Source organism: Micromonospora sp. NPDC047644 (genome assembly GCF_040704315.1).
Lineage (GTDB): Bacteria > Actinomycetota > Actinomycetes > Mycobacteriales > Micromonosporaceae > Micromonospora.
Map to the genome: position 1 here is coordinate 180,993 of NZ_JBEYSY010000003.1, position 15,837 is coordinate 196,829.

Annotated in this window: 18 protein-coding genes and 1 tRNA gene; 13 read left to right on the forward strand and 6 right to left on the reverse strand. The window is 72.5% G+C overall.

Annotation, left to right across the window (positions count from 1 at the left end):
• Positions 1-46: 46 nt before the first annotated feature.
• Positions 47-1,471, forward strand: a complete 1,425-nt coding sequence (locus AB0877_RS06880; protein WP_366607685.1) for an ATP-binding protein — start codon at positions 47-49, stop codon at positions 1,469-1,471.
• Between the two features lie 336 nt (positions 1,472-1,807).
• On the opposite strand, the gene AB0877_RS06885 is transcribed toward AB0877_RS06880, so the two are convergent.
• Positions 1,808-3,436: a tetratricopeptide repeat protein gene (locus AB0877_RS06885; RefSeq protein ID WP_366607368.1), complete on the reverse strand. Its 1,629-nt coding sequence runs from the start codon at positions 3,434-3,436 to the stop codon at positions 1,808-1,810.
• Positions 3,437-3,493: 57 nt separating this feature from the next.
• Positions 3,494-3,955: a MarR family transcriptional regulator gene (locus AB0877_RS06890; protein ID WP_366607370.1), complete on the reverse strand. Its 462-nt coding sequence runs from the start codon at positions 3,953-3,955 to the stop codon at positions 3,494-3,496.
• Positions 3,956-4,004: 49 nt separating this feature from the next.
• On the opposite strand from AB0877_RS06890, the gene AB0877_RS06895 reads away from it, so the two are divergent.
• Positions 4,005-4,526, forward strand: coding sequence for a VOC family protein (locus tag AB0877_RS06895; protein WP_357201482.1), 522 nt, complete (start codon positions 4,005-4,007; stop codon positions 4,524-4,526).
• Between the two features lie 24 nt (positions 4,527-4,550).
• Entirely contained in the window at positions 4,551-5,435 is an 885-nt protein-coding gene (locus AB0877_RS06900) for a hypothetical protein (RefSeq protein ID WP_366607372.1), read from the forward strand.
• A 226-nt stretch (positions 5,436-5,661) separates the two neighbouring features.
• On the opposite strand, the gene AB0877_RS06905 is transcribed toward AB0877_RS06900, so the two are convergent.
• Positions 5,662-5,841, reverse strand: a complete 180-nt coding sequence (locus tag AB0877_RS06905) for a DUF4236 domain-containing protein (protein WP_030333600.1) — start codon at positions 5,839-5,841, stop codon at positions 5,662-5,664.
• 248 nt (positions 5,842-6,089) lie between these two features.
• Between AB0877_RS06905 and AB0877_RS06910 the strand changes: the two genes are divergently transcribed.
• From AB0877_RS06910 to AB0877_RS06940, 7 genes are all read left to right on the forward strand, one after another.
• Positions 6,090-6,167 (forward strand): putative leader peptide, encoded by a 78-nt coding sequence (locus AB0877_RS06910; RefSeq protein ID WP_349881247.1) that lies wholly within the window; start codon positions 6,090-6,092, stop codon positions 6,165-6,167.
• A 131-nt stretch (positions 6,168-6,298) separates the two neighbouring features.
• On the forward strand, positions 6,299-7,330 hold the full coding sequence (locus tag AB0877_RS06915) for an ABC transporter substrate-binding protein (RefSeq protein WP_366607374.1): 1,032 nt from the start codon (positions 6,299-6,301) through the stop codon (positions 7,328-7,330).
• The gene (locus AB0877_RS06920; protein ID WP_366607376.1) at positions 7,327-8,256 is read left to right on the forward strand and encodes an ABC transporter ATP-binding protein; all 930 of its coding nucleotides are present in this window, start codon (positions 7,327-7,329) and stop codon (positions 8,254-8,256) included. The genes AB0877_RS06915 and AB0877_RS06920 overlap by 4 nt, the downstream gene beginning before the upstream one ends.
• Positions 8,249-9,121: an ABC transporter permease gene (locus tag AB0877_RS06925; protein ID WP_366607378.1), complete on the forward strand. Its 873-nt coding sequence runs from the start codon at positions 8,249-8,251 to the stop codon at positions 9,119-9,121. Before AB0877_RS06920 ends, AB0877_RS06925 begins: the two co-directional genes overlap by 8 nt.
• Before the next feature lie 11 nt (positions 9,122-9,132).
• On the forward strand, positions 9,133-10,467 hold the full coding sequence (locus AB0877_RS06930) for an LLM class flavin-dependent oxidoreductase (RefSeq protein ID WP_366607379.1): 1,335 nt from the start codon (positions 9,133-9,135) through the stop codon (positions 10,465-10,467).
• Complete coding sequence (locus tag AB0877_RS06935) at positions 10,464-11,024, forward strand: flavin reductase family protein (RefSeq protein WP_366607381.1); 561 nt, start codon at positions 10,464-10,466, stop codon at positions 11,022-11,024. Before AB0877_RS06930 ends, AB0877_RS06935 begins: the two co-directional genes overlap by 4 nt.
• Positions 11,021-11,635, forward strand: coding sequence for a malonic semialdehyde reductase (locus AB0877_RS06940; RefSeq protein WP_366607383.1), 615 nt, complete (start codon positions 11,021-11,023; stop codon positions 11,633-11,635). The genes AB0877_RS06935 and AB0877_RS06940 overlap by 4 nt, the downstream gene beginning before the upstream one ends.
• A gap of 12 nt (positions 11,636-11,647) precedes the next feature.
• Here the strand turns inward: AB0877_RS06940 and AB0877_RS06945 are convergent, their stop codons facing one another.
• Together AB0877_RS06945 and AB0877_RS06950 are read right to left on the reverse strand one after the other, a co-directional pair.
• Entirely contained in the window at positions 11,648-12,103 is a 456-nt protein-coding gene (locus AB0877_RS06945) for an Rrf2 family transcriptional regulator (RefSeq protein ID WP_357357457.1), read from the reverse strand.
• 7 nt (positions 12,104-12,110) lie between these two features.
• Positions 12,111-13,103, reverse strand: coding sequence for an AraC family transcriptional regulator (locus tag AB0877_RS06950; RefSeq protein WP_366607384.1), 993 nt, complete (start codon positions 13,101-13,103; stop codon positions 12,111-12,113).
• Positions 13,104-13,305: 202 nt separating this feature from the next.
• Here AB0877_RS06950 and AB0877_RS06955 point away from each other — a divergent pair, with 202 nt between their 5' ends.
• Entirely contained in the window at positions 13,306-14,082 is a 777-nt protein-coding gene (locus tag AB0877_RS06955; RefSeq protein ID WP_355495072.1) for a glucose 1-dehydrogenase, read from the forward strand.
• 187 nt (positions 14,083-14,269) lie between these two features.
• On the opposite strand, the gene AB0877_RS06960 is transcribed toward AB0877_RS06955, so the two are convergent.
• Positions 14,270-14,701, reverse strand: a complete 432-nt coding sequence (locus AB0877_RS06960; RefSeq protein ID WP_007457244.1) for an SsgA family sporulation/cell division regulator — start codon at positions 14,699-14,701, stop codon at positions 14,270-14,272.
• Between the two features lie 273 nt (positions 14,702-14,974).
• Between AB0877_RS06960 and AB0877_RS06965 the strand changes: the two genes are divergently transcribed.
• Positions 14,975-15,622, forward strand: a complete 648-nt coding sequence (locus AB0877_RS06965; protein ID WP_366607386.1) for a PGPGW domain-containing protein — start codon at positions 14,975-14,977, stop codon at positions 15,620-15,622.
• A 50-nt stretch (positions 15,623-15,672) separates the two neighbouring features.
• A tRNA-Val gene (locus AB0877_RS06970) sits at positions 15,673-15,744 on the forward strand.
• The last annotated feature ends 93 nt before the right edge of the window (positions 15,745-15,837 follow it).

A 15,837-nucleotide genomic window follows, 5' to 3' on the forward strand; every position in this document is an offset into this window, starting at 1 on the left:
GGCCAGGCCCGGTTGGATACCGGTCCTCGGGCTGCGCGGGCGACTCATGGCGATCGGTGTCTTCGGTCTCACCATCGGGCTGGCCGTGGGCGGGGTGGTGTTGCTCGGCGCGCTCGGCTTCGTACTCCAGCGCACCGTCGACACCGAGGCGTTCCGCACCGCCGACGCGGTCGCCCTGCTCGCCGCCGAGGACGCGCTGCCCGACCCGCTGCCGGTGGCCGGCGGGCAGGTCCGCGTGCAGGTCGTCGACGAGCAGGGACGAATCCGGGCGGCCTCGATCGACGCCGACCGGCTGGTGCCGATGGTCCGCCCGGAGCGGCTGGACCGCGGCGGTCGGCAGCGGCTGGAGGTGCCGGCCGAGCGGGTCGGGCTCGTCGGCCCGGTCCGGGTGGTCGCCGTACCCGCCGGCACCGCCGCCGACCCGCTCACCGTGCTGGTCGCCCGCTCGATGGCCGACGTGCGGCACAGCACCCACGTGGTCCGGGCCATCCTGCTGGTGGCGTTCCCGCTGCTGGTGGCCGTGCTGGCCGGGGTGGCGTGGCGGGTGGTGGGGGCCACCCTGCGGCCGGTCGAGGCGCTACGTCGAGGTGCCGAGGAGATCACCGGGAGGGCCGGCGCCGGCCGGCTGCCGGTGCCGGCGTCGGCCGACGAGATCCACCGTCTGGCGGTCACCCTCAACGGGATGCTGGGTCGGCTGGAGTCCGCCCGCGTCCGGCAGCGGGCCTTCGTCTCCGACGCCGCGCACGAGCTGCGCAGCCCGTTGACCAACATCCGGACGGAGCTGGAGGTGGCCCAGCGTCTCGCCGACCGGACGGACTGGACGGCGGTGACGGCCAACCTGCTGGCCGACACCGAGCGGTTGAGCCGACTGGTCGACGATCTTCTGCTGCTGGCCCGCCTGGACGAGACTCCGCCGGCGCGGGGGACCGGCCCGGTGGAACTGGGCGCGTTGCTGACCGAGGTTGCCGCCCGCTACCCGTCGCCGCCGGTGCGGGTGACACTGCCGACGGGCCCGCTCTGGACGATCGGCACCGTCGAGGAGTTGCGTCGCGTGCTGGCCAACCTGGTCGACAACGCGGTACGACACGCGCACGGCAGCGTCGTGCTCGCGGCCGAGGCGGTGCCGCTGGGCGAGGCGGTGTCGCTGGCCGGCGCGATGTCGGCGACCGGAGCGATGGTGGCGACCGGCGCGGGGCTCCGGCCCGGCGTCGGGGCGTACCACCTGGTGACGGTGACCGACGACGGCCCGGGGATCGCGGTGGTGGACCGGGAGCGGGTCTTCGACCGGTTCACGCGGCTGGATGACGGGCGGGCCCGCGACGACGGGGGCGCCGGCCTGGGGCTGGCCATCGTCCGGGAGCTGGTCCGACGGGCGGGCGGCGGCATCACCCTGACCGACGCGCCGGAGCAGCCGGGCCTGCGGGTGTGCCTGCTCCTGCCAGCGTTGCCGCCCGAGGACGGCCACAGGTAGACAATCTGTGACGACGGCCTCCGCCCACCGCCCGCCGATCCCCCCTTTGCTCTGCACCCGCGGGTGCGACAGCTACGCAACGTGATGGCTGTCGACGCGTGTCAAAACGGTGGCCGCGACGTTTCAGCTGGTCATCCGAGGTGGTGCAGATAGGTAAGCAGAGCAAAGGCTGGGTCGGCGTGGTGTGGGGTACGTCTGCCGTGACGGGTTGTCAGGACGGGCGCCGCGACGGTCAATGCCACGCTCAGTGAAGTCGGCGAGGTGAGGCGGGGCCACGAGGCGGGGCCACGAGGCGGGGCCACGAGGCGGGACACGAGGCGGGGCTGTGCTGGCGGGTCAGCGGCGGCGGGTGCAGACCTGCTTGGAACGGGCCACGACGTCGGTGGACCAGGCGACCGCGACGGTGAAGCAGAAGTCGTTCGTGCGGTTGAGCGCGTAGATGACGAAGCTGGTGGTGCCGGCGGGCAGCGTCGCGAAGATGTTGTGGGCCTGGCCGGTGCGGCCGCCCGCGATGACCACCGGGCCCTCGCCGCCCGCCGGGTAGGTCCAGTTCAGCGCGATGCTGTCCCGGGCGTCGCGCAGGGTCACCGCACTGGGTGGGGTGCCGGGTGGGGCCGCGGCGGCAGCCGACGTGGGTGCCGTGCCGCCCGGGGCGGGGGCGGTGCTGGCCGGCGCGCCGGCGGTGGGGGAGGCGCTGGCCGGCGGCGGGGTCGGTTCGTCGTCGCCGTCGACCCGGGCCACGCCGGCGATCACCGCTGCCGCGCCGAGGAGCACCACGACCACACCGGCCACCAGCACCGGTACCAGCCGATTGCGCTGCTCCGGCGGCGCGCGGTGCACGGGCACCGGCAACAGCCGCGACGGCGTGTACGGCTCGACCTGCGCGTACGGGTCGGGCCGCGCGTACGGGTCGGACGGCTGGTGCTGCTCGAGCGGTGGGTTCGGGTCGTGCGACCCGTACGGGTCGGCGGTGCGGTGCAGGCGGTACACGCCGGGCTGCTCCTCCGCGCCGCCGGCCAACCCGACCACCGACGGGGGGACCGGAGGGTCGGCGGGGTGGGGCGAGGGGTCGTCCGCCGGTTCGGGCGACCATCTGCTGCCCGTCGACCCGACCGCCTCGTCGGAGGGCAGCCGGGGGTTCGGCACCGCCCCGGCGTGGTGGGGAGCGGCTGCCTGCGGGTGGTAGCCGGATTCGGCCGGCCCGTCGTCGTGCGGTGGGACGCGGGCGGCCGGCACGACCGGAGTGTCCCGAGCTGTGGGCGGGTTGTCGGCGCAGGCGTGGTCGGGGTTGGCCGCCGCCCGGGCCAGGGCCGCCACCTGGGTGGCCAGCGGGTCGTCGGCGGGCAGGTGCTGCCGGCACAGCTCGCGGGCGAGCGCCAGGTTGTCGTGTGCCTCGGCGAACTGCCCGCAGTCGCGCTGCATGGCTCCGAGCCGCGCCAGCATCTTGATGCCGCTGGGGTGCCCGTCGCCGTACACCTCGCGGTGCAGCTCCCAGGCGTCCTGGAGGCGGTCGCGGGCAACAGTGCACTGGCCGCGCGCGTATTCGACGGTGGCCAGGTCGGCGTGCGCGGCGAGCACCCGCAGTGACTCCGGGCCGTCCTGCGCGGTCAGCTCGATGATGACTTCCTGGTAGAGCCGCGCCGCCCGGGAGTGGCTGCCGACCCGGTGCAGCACCGCGGCCAGAGTCGCCGCCGCGGCCACCGTGCGCGGGTCGGCGCGGCCGTGCAGGCGCGTGGTGGCCGCGTACGCGAACGCGGCCCACCCTCGGGCCGAGTGCGGCTCGCCGAGGGCGATCAGCACCCGCGCCTGAAGGCTGGCCGCCTCGGCCAGCTCGGGCGTGGCGTTGGCCGGGCGGGGGTCGGCGTCGGTGAGCGCGTCGGACAGCAGTTGCTGCGCGCCGGCAAGATCGCCGGAGGACACGAGGTGGTGCGCCTGATCAGTCAGTTCACCGAAGCCGGAAGACACGCCCCATCGTGCTCATTCGACGACGGTAAGTACAAGACCCGCGCCGGTGTCGATTGGTCAGGATCCGGTCAGGTGCTCGGCCAGGGTCTCGCTGATCCGGCGTAGCTGATCGACCTGAGCGGGGCTCAACGCGTCGAACAGGTGTCGGCGTACCCCCTCGACGTGGCCGGGTGCGGCGGCCGCGAGGGTGGCGAAGCCCTCATGGGTGAGCAGCGCGATCTGCCCGCGCCGGTCGGTGGGGCAGTCCTCGCGGCGCACCCAGCCGGCGGCCTCCAGGCGGGCCACGGCGTGCGAGAGCCGACTGCGGGATGACCCCGCGGCCTGCGCCAACTGGCTCATCCGCAGCTGACGACCGGGGGCCTCGGAGAGCTGGACCAGGATCTCGTAGTACGCGTGTGGCATGCCCGCGTCACGTTGCAGCTCACGGTCGAGAGTGTCCATCAGCGCCCGGGAGGCGGCGAGGTACGCGCGCCAGGTGCGCTGCTCGTCAGGGTCCAACCAGCGGGTCATGACCGCCATCATACCCCCGATAGTTGAGAGCTCAACTAAATCGCGCTAGTCTCGGGTCATGGGTATCCACCGGCTCAACCACGCGGTCCTCTACGTCAGTGACCTCGCCCGCAGCGTCGCGTTCTACAGCGATGTGCTGGGCTTCCGCCCGGTGGCGATGACCCCGGACGGCTTCCGGGGCGCCACCTTCCTCCAGGCCCCCGACTCCACCAACGACCACGACCTCGGCCTCTTCGAGATCGGCGCGGGCGCCGGTCGGTCCACCGCCGGCCGGTCCACCGTCGGCCTCTACCACCTCGCCTGGGAGGTGGACACGCTCGACGAGCTGGCCGCCACCGCCGAGCGGCTCGCCGCGGCCGGCGCACTGGCCGGCACCTCCGACCACGGCACGACGAAGAGCCTCTACGGCAAGGACCCGGACGGCCTGGAGTTCGAGGTGGTCTGGCTGATCCCGGCCGACCTGCTCGACGACACCGCTCTGGCCGCCCGCAAGCAGATCGGTCGGCTCGACCTGAACGCCGAGCGGCAGCGTTACGGCGGGCAGACCCGCGGTGGGGTGGGGATCTCCGTCCCGGTCTGACCGTTCGTACGGTAGAACGGACCGATGCCGACCGACCGGACCACTGATTTCCTCCGCGAGCTGCTGGTCCGCCAGTTGACGACCTGGCTGCCCGCGGCCCTGCACCGCTCCCGGCGGGCCACCGTCGCGCTCGCCGGGGTCGACGCGGCAGCCGCCGAGGCCGCGCTCCGGTTGGTCGGCGGGCACGGCGACCAGGTGCGCGGCCGGCAGGTGACGGTGCTGGTGCTGGCCGACGGCGCGCCGGAGCTGCCGACCCGGCTCGGCCCGATCGAGGCGGACCTACCCGCCGAGGTCACCGTGCACCTGCTGCCCGGCGACGCCTACCGGCTGCCGGTCGCGGTGAAGGCCGCCGGGGCGGCCGGCGCGCCGCTGTTCTCCTTCGTGGACCTGCCCGGCGCGGTGACGCCGAAGGTGCTCACCGCGACGGCCAACGGCCGGACCGGTGAGCTGCTGCTGCACACCGGCGACAGTGCTCGGGACGTGCTCGTCTCCGCCGGCTTTCCCCTGGTCGCCGAGGTGGTGCCAGTGCTGCCCGGGGGCGAGACTGCCGGTGTTGTCGCGTTCGGCAGCCGCTCCGATCGGAGTCTGGAGGCGGTACGCGACGCGCTCTGGGCGGTCGGCGCGCAGTTCGCCGTACGCTTGCGCGACCCACTCGACCCGACCGGCACGACCGTCGACGTGGTGAACGACCCCGACCTGGAACCGCTGGCCCACGAGTTGCTGGCCGAGCTGCGGGCGGGCGGGCCACGGCAGGTCACCGAGCTGCGCCGGCACACCCTCGTCGCGACCGTCTACCGCGCGGCCGACGCCAACCGCGCCCTCACCAGCCTGCTCGACGCGGGCGTCCTGAGCCGCGACCGCGAAACGGGCCGCCTGGCCGGCGACGAAACCATCAAAGCAACCCCCTAACCACCCCACCCCGCCTCGCCCCGCCCCGGCCACGCCCCGCGATCTTGCACTTTCTGCGGTTACACAAGGGGCATCCCTCACGAATCAACAACCGAAACTGCAAGATCGCGGGGGACGGGCGGGGCGCGCGGGGGCGCGCGGGGACGCGGGGGGCGTGGGGGTGGGTGGGGAGACGCCGAGCGGGGTGCCGGTGAATCACCGGCACCCCGCTCGACTCCCGGGATGATTACGACCGGGACTTGTCCTGCTTCCAGGAGAGCGGACCCGGCAGGTCGACCCGGTGCGCACGGGCCTTGGAGTTCCAGGACCAGCGACCGATCTTGATGCTCCACGAGGAGAAGCCGTTCTCGGTGAAGTTCAGGATGATCGGACCGTACTTCTTGCGCTTGCGAAACATGAGGCCCATCGGAGGTCTCCCCTCGTCACCGTTCCCTGCCGTGTCGAGATCGAACATTCCCGAACCGGCAACTTTTGAAACCCTCTCGCCGTCCGTCCTGGACGGTCGCCCGGCAGGCATCGCAATCTCTATCCAACAGATAGGTGTTGCGGCACGGTAAACGCTGGTCGGGGTGGTTCGTAACATCGGCAGCGATAGAAGTCTCATCTTCTGGAAGGCCGTTGACCGCTCGTTCCGATCCCCGGCAGCATGGGGTCATGTCGCAGCGGGATGAGCTTCTCCTCACCGCTCGTGTGCACGTCGACCTGGTCCGGCACGCGAGCGCGCTCTGTTGAGCTGACCGGTCCATCCGGCTCGGCTCCAGCGCCGCACTCCCACCGCCCGCCCGCTCAACGCGGAGCAGCGTGCCCGCACGCCCTCATCCGGGCGTCCCCGCTCCCATCGTGGACAGATCAGGAGACTCCTCATGTCCCCACCCCGTCGTGCCATTCTGCGTACCCTCACCGCCGTCGCCGCGCTGGTCGCGCTCACCGCCACCGCCGGCTGCGGCGGTGACGCGGCAGCCGACGGTGGCCAGGCCAGCGAGCTGCGCTACCAGGGCTCGGTCGGCCAGGTCACCCTCCCCGAACTCGCCGCCGACCTCGGCTACCTCGGCGACGTCAAGCTCAACTGGATCGGCAACGTCACCGGCGGTCCGCAGGACATCCAGGCCACGGCCACCGGGCAGAGCGACTTCGGCGGCGCGTTCAACGGCGCCATCGTCAAGCTCGCCGCCGCCAACGCCCCGATCACCGCCGTGGTCAGCTACTACGGCTCGGACGCGCAGACCTTCCAGGGCTACTACGTGCTCGACGACAGCCCCGTCCGCGGCCCCCGTGACCTGATCGGCAGGAAGGTCGGCATGAACACCCTCGGCGCGCACGCCGAGGCCGTGCTCAAGACCTGGCTCGCCCGCGGCGGGCTCACCCCCGCCGAGATCAAGCAGGTCGAGCTGGTCGCCCTCCCACCTGTCAACACCGAGCAGTCGCTGCGGCAGCGGCAGATCGACGTCGCCGTGCTCGGCGGGGTGATCCGGGACAAGGCGGTCGCCGGTGGCGGCATCCGCACCATCTTCACCGACTACGAGCTGCTCGGCGCCTTCAGCGGTGGCACCTACGTCTTCCGCGACGACTTCATCAGGCGCAACCCGGAGACCGTCAAGGCGTTCGTCACCGGGGTCGGCAAGGCCATCGAGTGGGCCCGCACCCAACCCCGGGAGACGGTGGTCGCCCGGATGCGGGACATCATCGGCAAACGCGGCCGCAACGAGGACCCGTCGCTGGTCGCGTACTGGAAGAGCAGTGGCGTCGCCGGCCGTGGCGGTGTCATCGACCAGCAGGAGTTCGGCACCTGGATCGACTGGCTCGCCGCCGAGGGCGAGCTGAAGGGCGACCGTCCGAAGCCTGGCGACATCTACACCAACCGGTTCAACCCCTTCGTGGACGGGGGGAACGGGTGAGCACCGACAAGATCCTCTTTGATCGGGTGAGCAAGACCTTCCCGGTCCGCGCCAGCCGGCGTGGTGGCGCCGGCGCGGTCACCGCGCTGGACGAGGTCACCCTCGGGGTACGCCCCGGCGAGTTCCTGGTCGTCGTCGGCCCCAGCGGTTGCGGCAAGTCCACGTTGCTCGACCTGCTCGGCGGGCTGACCGAGCCGACCGCGGGGCGGGTGCTCGTCGACGGTCGGCCCGTCACCGGTCCCGGCCTGGACCGGGGCATCGTCTTCCAGCAGTACGCGCTGCTGCCCTGGCGTACCGCCGCCGGCAACGTCGCGTTCGGCCTGGAGGCCAAGGGGGTGCCCCGCGCCGACCGCGCCGCCCTGATCGAGCACCACCTCGACCTGGTGGGCCTGCGCGGCTTCGCCGACCGCTACCCGCACGAGCTGTCCGGCGGGATGAAGCAGCGGGTGGCCATCGCCCGCAGTCTCGCGTACGACCCGGACGTGCTGCTGATGGACGAGCCGTTCGCCGCCCTGGACGCGCAGACCCGCGACTCGTTGCAGGACGAGCTGGTGCGCATCTGGGCCCGCACCGGCAAGACCATCGTGTTCATCACCCACGGCATCGACGAGGCCGTCTACCTGGGTCAGCGGGTGGCGGTGCTGACGTCCCGGCCCGGACGGCTCAAACAGGTCATCGACATCGACCTCGGCGACCGGGACGCGGTCGAGGACGTGCGCTCCACCGACGCGTTCCGCCACCACCGCCACCAGATCTGGACCCTGCTGCGTGACGAGGTGCGGGCCGCACAGGCGGCCGAGGGCGCCACCGGCAGCCGCACCGCCCACACCGGAGCAGGTGGTGCTCGTACTCCCGTCGTCGCCGGAGCCGACGCGCGGCGCGCGGCGCCGGCGGTGGCCCACACCGAGGAGGCCCGCGTTGGTTGACATCGCCGAACGTCCCACCCGGCTGGCGGCCCCGACGGCCGTGCCGGACGCGGTGGCCCCCGCCGGACCCGGTGCCGGTGGCCTTGCCGGTCGGCTGCTCGGCGTCGGCGGAAAGGCGCTGCACCGCAGCGTCGCGATTCTCGCGCTGGCCGCGATCTGGGAGGGCGCGCCCCGGCTCGGGCTGGTGGACCGGGTGTTCCTGCCGCCGCTGTCGGAGGTGCTGGTGGCCTGGTGGGAGTTGCTGCGCAGCGGCCAGCTCGCCGAGCATGTGGGGGCGAGCCTCACCCGGTCGTTGACCGGGCTCGGCCTGGCGGTGCTCACCGCCATCCCGCTCGGGCTGCTGATCGGCTGGTACCGGCCGCTCGCCGAGTTGCTCAGCCCGCTGCTGGAGGTGTTCCGCAACACCGCCGCGCTGGCCCTGCTGCCGGTCTTCGTGCTCATCCTCGGCCTGGGGGAGACCTCCAAGATCGCGCTCGTGCTCTACGCGTGCTCCTGGCCGATCCTGCTGAACACCATCGCCGGGGTGAAGGGCGTCGACCCGCTGCTGATCCGGTCGGCCCGCTCGATGGGGCTCAACCACCTGCGGCTGTTCCAGAAGGTGATCCTGCCGGCCGCGGTGCCGACCATCTTCACCGGCGTCCGGCTGGCCGGGGCGTACTCGATCCTGGTGCTGGTCGCGGCCGAGATGGTCGGCGCGAAGGCCGGGCTCGGTTATCTCATCAACTACGCGCAGTACAACTTCGCGATCGCCGACATGTACTCCGGGATCATCACGATCTCCGCCATCGGCCTGGTCGTCAACCAACTCCTCGTCGCCCTCGAACGTCGCTTCTCCACCTGGCGCGTCGACGTCTCTGCCGGATAGGACGGACCCCAATGACCCGCACCCTGCACCTCAACGCGTTCCTGATGGGCGTCGGCCACCACGAGGCCGCCTGGCGGCACCCCCGCACCGACCCGCGTCGGGTCACCGACGTACGCCACTTCCAGGAGCTGGCCCGGATCGCCGAACGCGGCACCCTCGACTCGCTCTTCCTCGCCGACGGTCTCTCGGTCGGGCCGAACCCGCGGCACAACATCCAGGCCGTCTTCGAACCGCTGACCCTGCTGGCGTCGCTCGCCGCGGTGACCGAACACATCGGTCTCATCGCGACGGTCTCCACCACCTACAACGAGCCGTTCCACACCGCCCGCAAGTTCGCCTCGCTGGACCACCTCAGCGGCGGTCGCGCCGGCTGGAACATCGTCACCTCCGCCCAGGAGCGGGAGGCGGTCAACTTCAACCGGGACAGTCACCCCGAACACGCTGACCGTTACCGGCGGGCCGCCGAGTTCGTCGACGTGGCGATCAAGCTCTGGGACAGCTGGGAGGACGACGCGCTGGTCTTCGACACCGGCGCGGGGGTGTTCGCCGACACCGACCGGGTGCACGAGGTGGCGCACCGCGGGCCGGAGTTCCAGGTCCGTGGCCCGCTGAACATCCCCCGGGGGCCGCAGGGTCGGCCGCTGCTGGTGCAGGCCGGCTCGTCGCCGGACGGCATCGCCTTCGCCGCCCGCTACGCCGAGGCGGTCTTCACCGCGCAGCAGACCCTCGCCGACGGGCAGAGCTTCTACGCCGAGCTGCGCCGGCAGGTCACCGCCGCCGGTCGGGACCCGGACCTGGTGAAGGTCCTGCCCGGCATCGCGCCGGTGCTCGGCGGCACCGAGGCCGAGGCGCTGGCGCTCGCCGCCGAGCTGGAGGAGCTGATCGTTCCCGACTACGCCCTCGCCCAGCTCTCCGGGATGCTCGGCATCGACCTGACCGGCCTGCCGCTGGACGGGCCGCTGCCGGAGCTGCCGGCCGCCGGCACCGTGCAGGCCCACCAGAGCCGCTACCACCTCGTCACCGAGCTGGCCCGCCGGGAACAGCTCACCATCCGCCAGCTGATCGGCCGGCTCGGCGGCGGTCGGGGCCACCGGGTCGTCGCCGGTACGCCGGAGCAGATCGCCGACCAGATCGAGCTGTGGTTCACCCAGGGCGCCGCCGACGGGTTCAACATCATGCCGCCGTACCTGCCCGGCGGGCTCGCCGACTTCGTCGACCACGTGGTGCCGGTGCTGCGCTCCCGTGGACTGTTCCGCACCGAGTACACCGGTCGGACGCTGCGCGAGCACTACGGCCTGCCCCGACCGGCCAGCGCGTACGCCGCGTCGGCCCTGGTGCCGGCATGACCACCGTGGAGCGGCCGGCGACGGACGTCGCCGAGCTGCGACCGGTGAGCCCGGACCTGTTCCGTGCTCTGCTACGGCGGCAGGCCACGAGCGTCACGGTGGTCACCGCGGTCGCCCGCGGCACCGACCCCGCCTGCCTCGGTGGGATCGGCGCGCCCATCCGGGCGGGCTTCACCGCGACCTCGTTCACCTCGGTGTCGTTGGACCCACCGCTGGTCTCGTTCTGCCTCGGGGTGGCGTCGTCGAGCTGGCCGGTGCTCGCCCGCGCCGAGCACGTCGCCGTGCACCTGCTCGGGGCCGGGCAGCGGGAGGCCGCCACTGTCTTCGCGACCAGCGGCATCGACCGGTTCGCCGCGTACCCGGACTGGACGTCCGGGCCGTTCGGGGTACCGCTGCTCGACGGGGTGCTGGCCCGACTGCTCTGCCGGGTGGTGCACCGGGTCCCGGCCGGCGACCACACGCTGGTGATCGCCGAGCCGCTGGCGCTCGGCGACGGCGGTGACGGCCCGCCACTGGTCCACCACCGGGGCGGCTACACCACCGCCGCGCCGGCGTGAGCGCAGCCACCGCGGCCGACCTGCTCGCGTTGGACCGGGCCGCCCAGGACCTGCTGTTCCGGGCGGCCCGCACGGCCAACACCTTCACCGACGAGCCGGTCACCGACGCCCAGGTCGCGGCGATCCACGACCTGATCCGGTACGGGCCGACGGCGTACAACGGTCAACCACTGCGGGTGCTGCTGCTGCGCTCGCCGGAATCCCGGGCGCGGCTGCTGCCGTACGTCTCGTCGAGCAACCGGGCGAAGACGGCCAACGCGCCGCTGGTGGCGGTGCTCGCCGCCGACGTCGACTTCCACGAGCGGCTGCCCGAGCTGTACCCGCACCGGCCGCAGGCCCGCGACTGGCTAAGTGACCGTCCCGCTCGCGCCGGGCAGGCCCGGTTCAGCGCGACCCTCCAGATCGGTTACCTGCTGGTGGGCGTACGCGCCGCCGGACTGGCCGCCGGCCCGATGGCCGGGTTCGACGCGGCAGGGGTGAACCGCGAGTTCTTTCCCGACGGCCGGCACGAGGCGCTGCTGCTGCTCAACCTGGGCCACCCGGGCCCGGACGCCTGGGGGGAGCGGCGGCTGCCGCGGCTCAGCACCGAGGAGGTGGTGTGGACGCTGTGAGCCGGCCGAAGCTCAGCGGGGCTCCCACGCGTCGGGCAGCGCGGTGAGCTTGCGGACGTGCGCGGGCAGTCGACCGCTGACGATCTCGGCGAGGCTCACCTCGTCGACGACCCGCCGCACGGCGGCGCGGACCGCCACCCACAGGCCCGGCAGGTTCTCCGCCGAGCCCTCGTACCGGGTCTCCTCGGGGCGCAGCCCGCGTACCCCGGCCAGGGGGCCTTCGACGGCGCGCAGCACCGCGCCGACGGTCACCTCGCGGGGTGGGCGGGCGAGGGTGTAGCCGCCCTCGGCGCCGCGTTGGGCGCGGACGATGCCGGCCCGGCGCAGATCCGCCAGGACCGCCTCCAGGAACTTGCGGGGCATGTCCTGCTCCGCGGCGATGACCTGGGTGGACAGCAGCGAGGGGTACGCGGTGGCGAGGCTCAACGCCGCCCGTACCGCGTAGTCGCCGCGCGCGGAGATCTGCACCCTGCCATCATGCCCGGCCGGTGCCGCCCGGCCCTCCGGCGGGCGGCCCGGGTCTCGTGGCGTACCCGCCGTTGGCGGGTTCGCCGAGGGTGCCGGGGCGGAACCAGCCGCTGTTGACGCCCGTCGACTCGGTCGGCGGTCGAGGCCGGACCACCCGGCCGGCCACCGGTTGATCCCGGGCGGCCCGGAACGCGCCGGGGCTGACGCCGACCTCGCGGGTGAAGAAGCGGCCGAAGTTCGTGGGTTCGGAGAAACCGAGCCGCCGGCCGATCTGGGCGATCGGCTGATCCGTCGCGGCCAGTAACCGGCCGGCCTGCAACGCGACCCGTTCGTCGATGACCTGCTTGGCGCTGCGACCGGTGACGGCCAGGCAGGCCCGGGTCAGGGTCCGCACCGAGCAGCCCAGCTCGGCCGCGTAATCCTCCACCCGCCGGGTCTGCGGGTAGCCGTGCTCCACCTTGAGGCGGAACCTGCGGAACGTCTCGTCCTCGGGCCGCGACGGCGACCGGTCGTCGCGGGCCACGGCCAGCCGCAGCAGCAGCACGGCCAGTTGGTGCCGGAGCAGCGCGCGGGCGGTGGGGCTGTCGGGGTGCCGCCGACAGTCCACCGCCAACTGGCTCACCTCGCTGATCACCGCGTCCTCGTCCTCACCTGCCAACTGCCGCCAGGTCGCGGTCGTGGCCAGGTCGACGTCGAAGCCGCGCAGCGCCTCGGCATCCCAGGCGACCACTGTGGCGTCGAACTGCGGGCCGGCGCAGCGCAGCACCTGGCCGGGGCGGACCCGCAGCAGCGTGCCGGGCCGGCACGGCAGCAGGTGAAAGTCGAGTTCCGCGTCGCCGTGCCCACGCGTGGTGAGAATCAGAAGGTCCCGCTCGACGATCACCGGCCGACGCCAGCCCGGAGCACCGGCAAGATCGGCCAGCGCGAACGTGGCTATCTCGTCGGTGACGGGAGACGCCGTTCCGATCGATGGCGCGGGGGAGGGATCGGTGGAGACCATCGCCTGCGACGGTAGCCCGAACCGCAGGTCACCGCATCCCGATCGACGTTCGCAGCGGAATCCGCGGCAAGCTGCGGGCTTGTCCCGGTCCCGGCGACCGGGCTACGTTACCCGGCGGTAGCGCCGTCGGTCCGCGGTCCACCCGGTATCCGCCGGTCACCCGCCCGCCCGGCGGCACCCGCCGACTCGCGATGGGATGGGCATGACGCAGCTGTTCTCGGTCGAAGGTAAGACGGTCCTGGTCACCGGCGGCTCGCGGGGGATCGGGCTGATGATCGCCCAGGGCTTCGTCCGGGCCGGCGCACACGTGATCATCTCGTCCCGCAAGGCTGACGTCTGCGAAGCGGTGGCCACCACCCTGTCCGCCGAGGGCCGCTGCGAGGCCATCCCCGCCGACCTCGGCGACGACGCCGGCGCCGAGACGTTGGCCGCCGCCGTGCGCGAGCGCTTCGGCCGCCTCGACGTGCTGGTCAACAACGCCGGAGCGACCTGGGGCGCACCACTGGAGGACTACCCCGGGGCCGCGTTCGACAAGCTCTGGGCGGTCAACGTCAAGGCCGTCTTCCGGCTCACCACCGCGCTGCTGCCGGCGCTGCGCGCCGCCGCCAGCGCCGACGACCCGGCCCGAGTGATCAACATCGGGTCGATCGACGGCATCCGGGTGCCGATGATGGAGGTGTATGCGTACTCGGCCACCAAGGCGGCCGTGCACATGCTCACCCGCAGCCTCGCCCACCAACTCGCCGGGGAGCAGATCACCGTCAACGCGATCGCGCCCGGCCCGTTCGAGAGCAAGATGATGGCGTTCGCGCTCGACGACCCGGCGAGCCGGGCCGCCATCGAGCAGCAGGTCCCGCTCGGCCGCATCGGGCGCCCCGAGGACATGGCCGGCACGGCCATCTACCTCTCGTCGCGCGCCGGCGCGTACCTGACCGGAGCGGTCATCCCCGTCGACGGCGGCATCACCACGCACGGCTGAGCACCGCCCGCCCGGGGCGGGCTGCCCCCGTACCCCCCCAGGGCGTGATTCGGAAGTGCTGGCCGGCCGACGCCTGGACTCCGGCTCGGCTCGACCGACACTTCCGAATCCCGGGTGTGTGCCGGGGCCGCGCGGACTCGGCAGATCCGCGCGGCCCCGGTGTGGCCGGTGTTGCCCGTTCGGGCGGTCAGCGACCGGCGAGCAGCCGGTTCACCGCCGTGTCGACGTCCAGGTGCTCGGCCTCACGGCCGCGCGGGACGACGACGTAGGTCCGTCGAAGGAAACGCACCAGGACGCTGCGCGGCACCTCGAAGAGGGCGTTGCCGTCCGGTGACGAGAGGGCCAGCGCGACGAAGTCGCCGCGCGGTGTGGCCCAGGGCCAGACCCGAACGTCCCCGATGCCGGCCGGCTCGTCCAGGCCGGTGACCAGAAGTTCGCGAGCGAACGACCAACTCACCGCCTCGCCCCCTGCCGATTCGGCATGGAACAGGACATGGACCGCATACGGGTCAGCAGGGTCGTAACGCAGACTGGCACGCACCGGCAAGGCGGTGGCGTCAGGTGCGACGAGCCTTAGCGACGTCTCGACCTCTACGGTCGTCGGTCGGATGACACTCATGGACGTTCTCCCCCCGGCACCGCTGCGGAACGCGCGTGTCCCGCTTTTCCCATACTCAGGTGCTACCTCTGGCTACGCTCCGCCATACGCTGACTTCACCCAGTGGTGGGAAGGGGGACGGAAAGGCCGCGTGAATGTGAGCATTCATGTAGGATTTCCGGTTCTGCCCAGTGCGTGATCCCGCCCGGTATCGGGTGGCTCAGTCGTCGACTTACTCCGGTAACGTCCAGTCGGGCGTTGCAGTGACGGGCCCGAGCGACACTGGGGGGTGAAATGGTGACGAAGCAATCCTCAGTGGATCCCGCGGCGGCACCCGGCCCGCCGAAAGTCGCGGTCCGAGCAGCCGAAAAGCGGGGGTACGGAGTGCCGATGGAGCAGCCCGAACGGGCCGGTCGGCCGGCGTCCGACGCCGGACGGTCCGGTGGCGACGGCGCCGGTCGTGGTCGTGGTGGCGACGCGGCCACCGGTGGCGACGCTGCCGCCGATGGTGGTGGCGGAATCGCCGTGCAGGATCCTCCGCGCCGGCCCCGCTGGCGTGAACGGATCTCGCTGACCCTCGACCTCATCCGTGCCAACCCCACCGGGCGGATCGCACTCAAGATCTTCGTCGCGATAGCCGGGGCGCTGGTGGTGACCATCGGCATCGCCCTCATTCCGCTCCCCGGGCCGGGTTGGCTGCTGGTGATCGCCGGCCTGGGCATCTGGGCCGTCGAATACCACTGGGCGCGGCGGCTGCTCGGCTTCACCCGCCGCCACGTCCACGGCTGGACACGATGGGTAACGAAGCAGTCGCTGCCAGTGCGAATCGCGCTCGGCTCCGTCGGCCTGGTCTTCGTGGCCACTGTCGTCTGGTTGTCCCTCAAGTACAGCCTCGGCATCGACGTGGTCGCCGAGGCGATGCAGTACCTGGCGACGCACTGACCCCGGATTTCCGGTCCGGTTCCACGATCGGGTAGAGTCAGTGGCGCTGAGGGCGATTAGCTCAGTGGGAGAGCGCTTCGTTCACACCGAAGAGGTCGCTGGTTCGATACCAGCATCGCCCACTCTCAGTTTTCGCAGGTCAGAAGCCCGTTGCCGGATCAGTCGGTAACGGGCTTCGCCGCATGTGCTGCTTACATTGGGAGCAGATTGGGAGC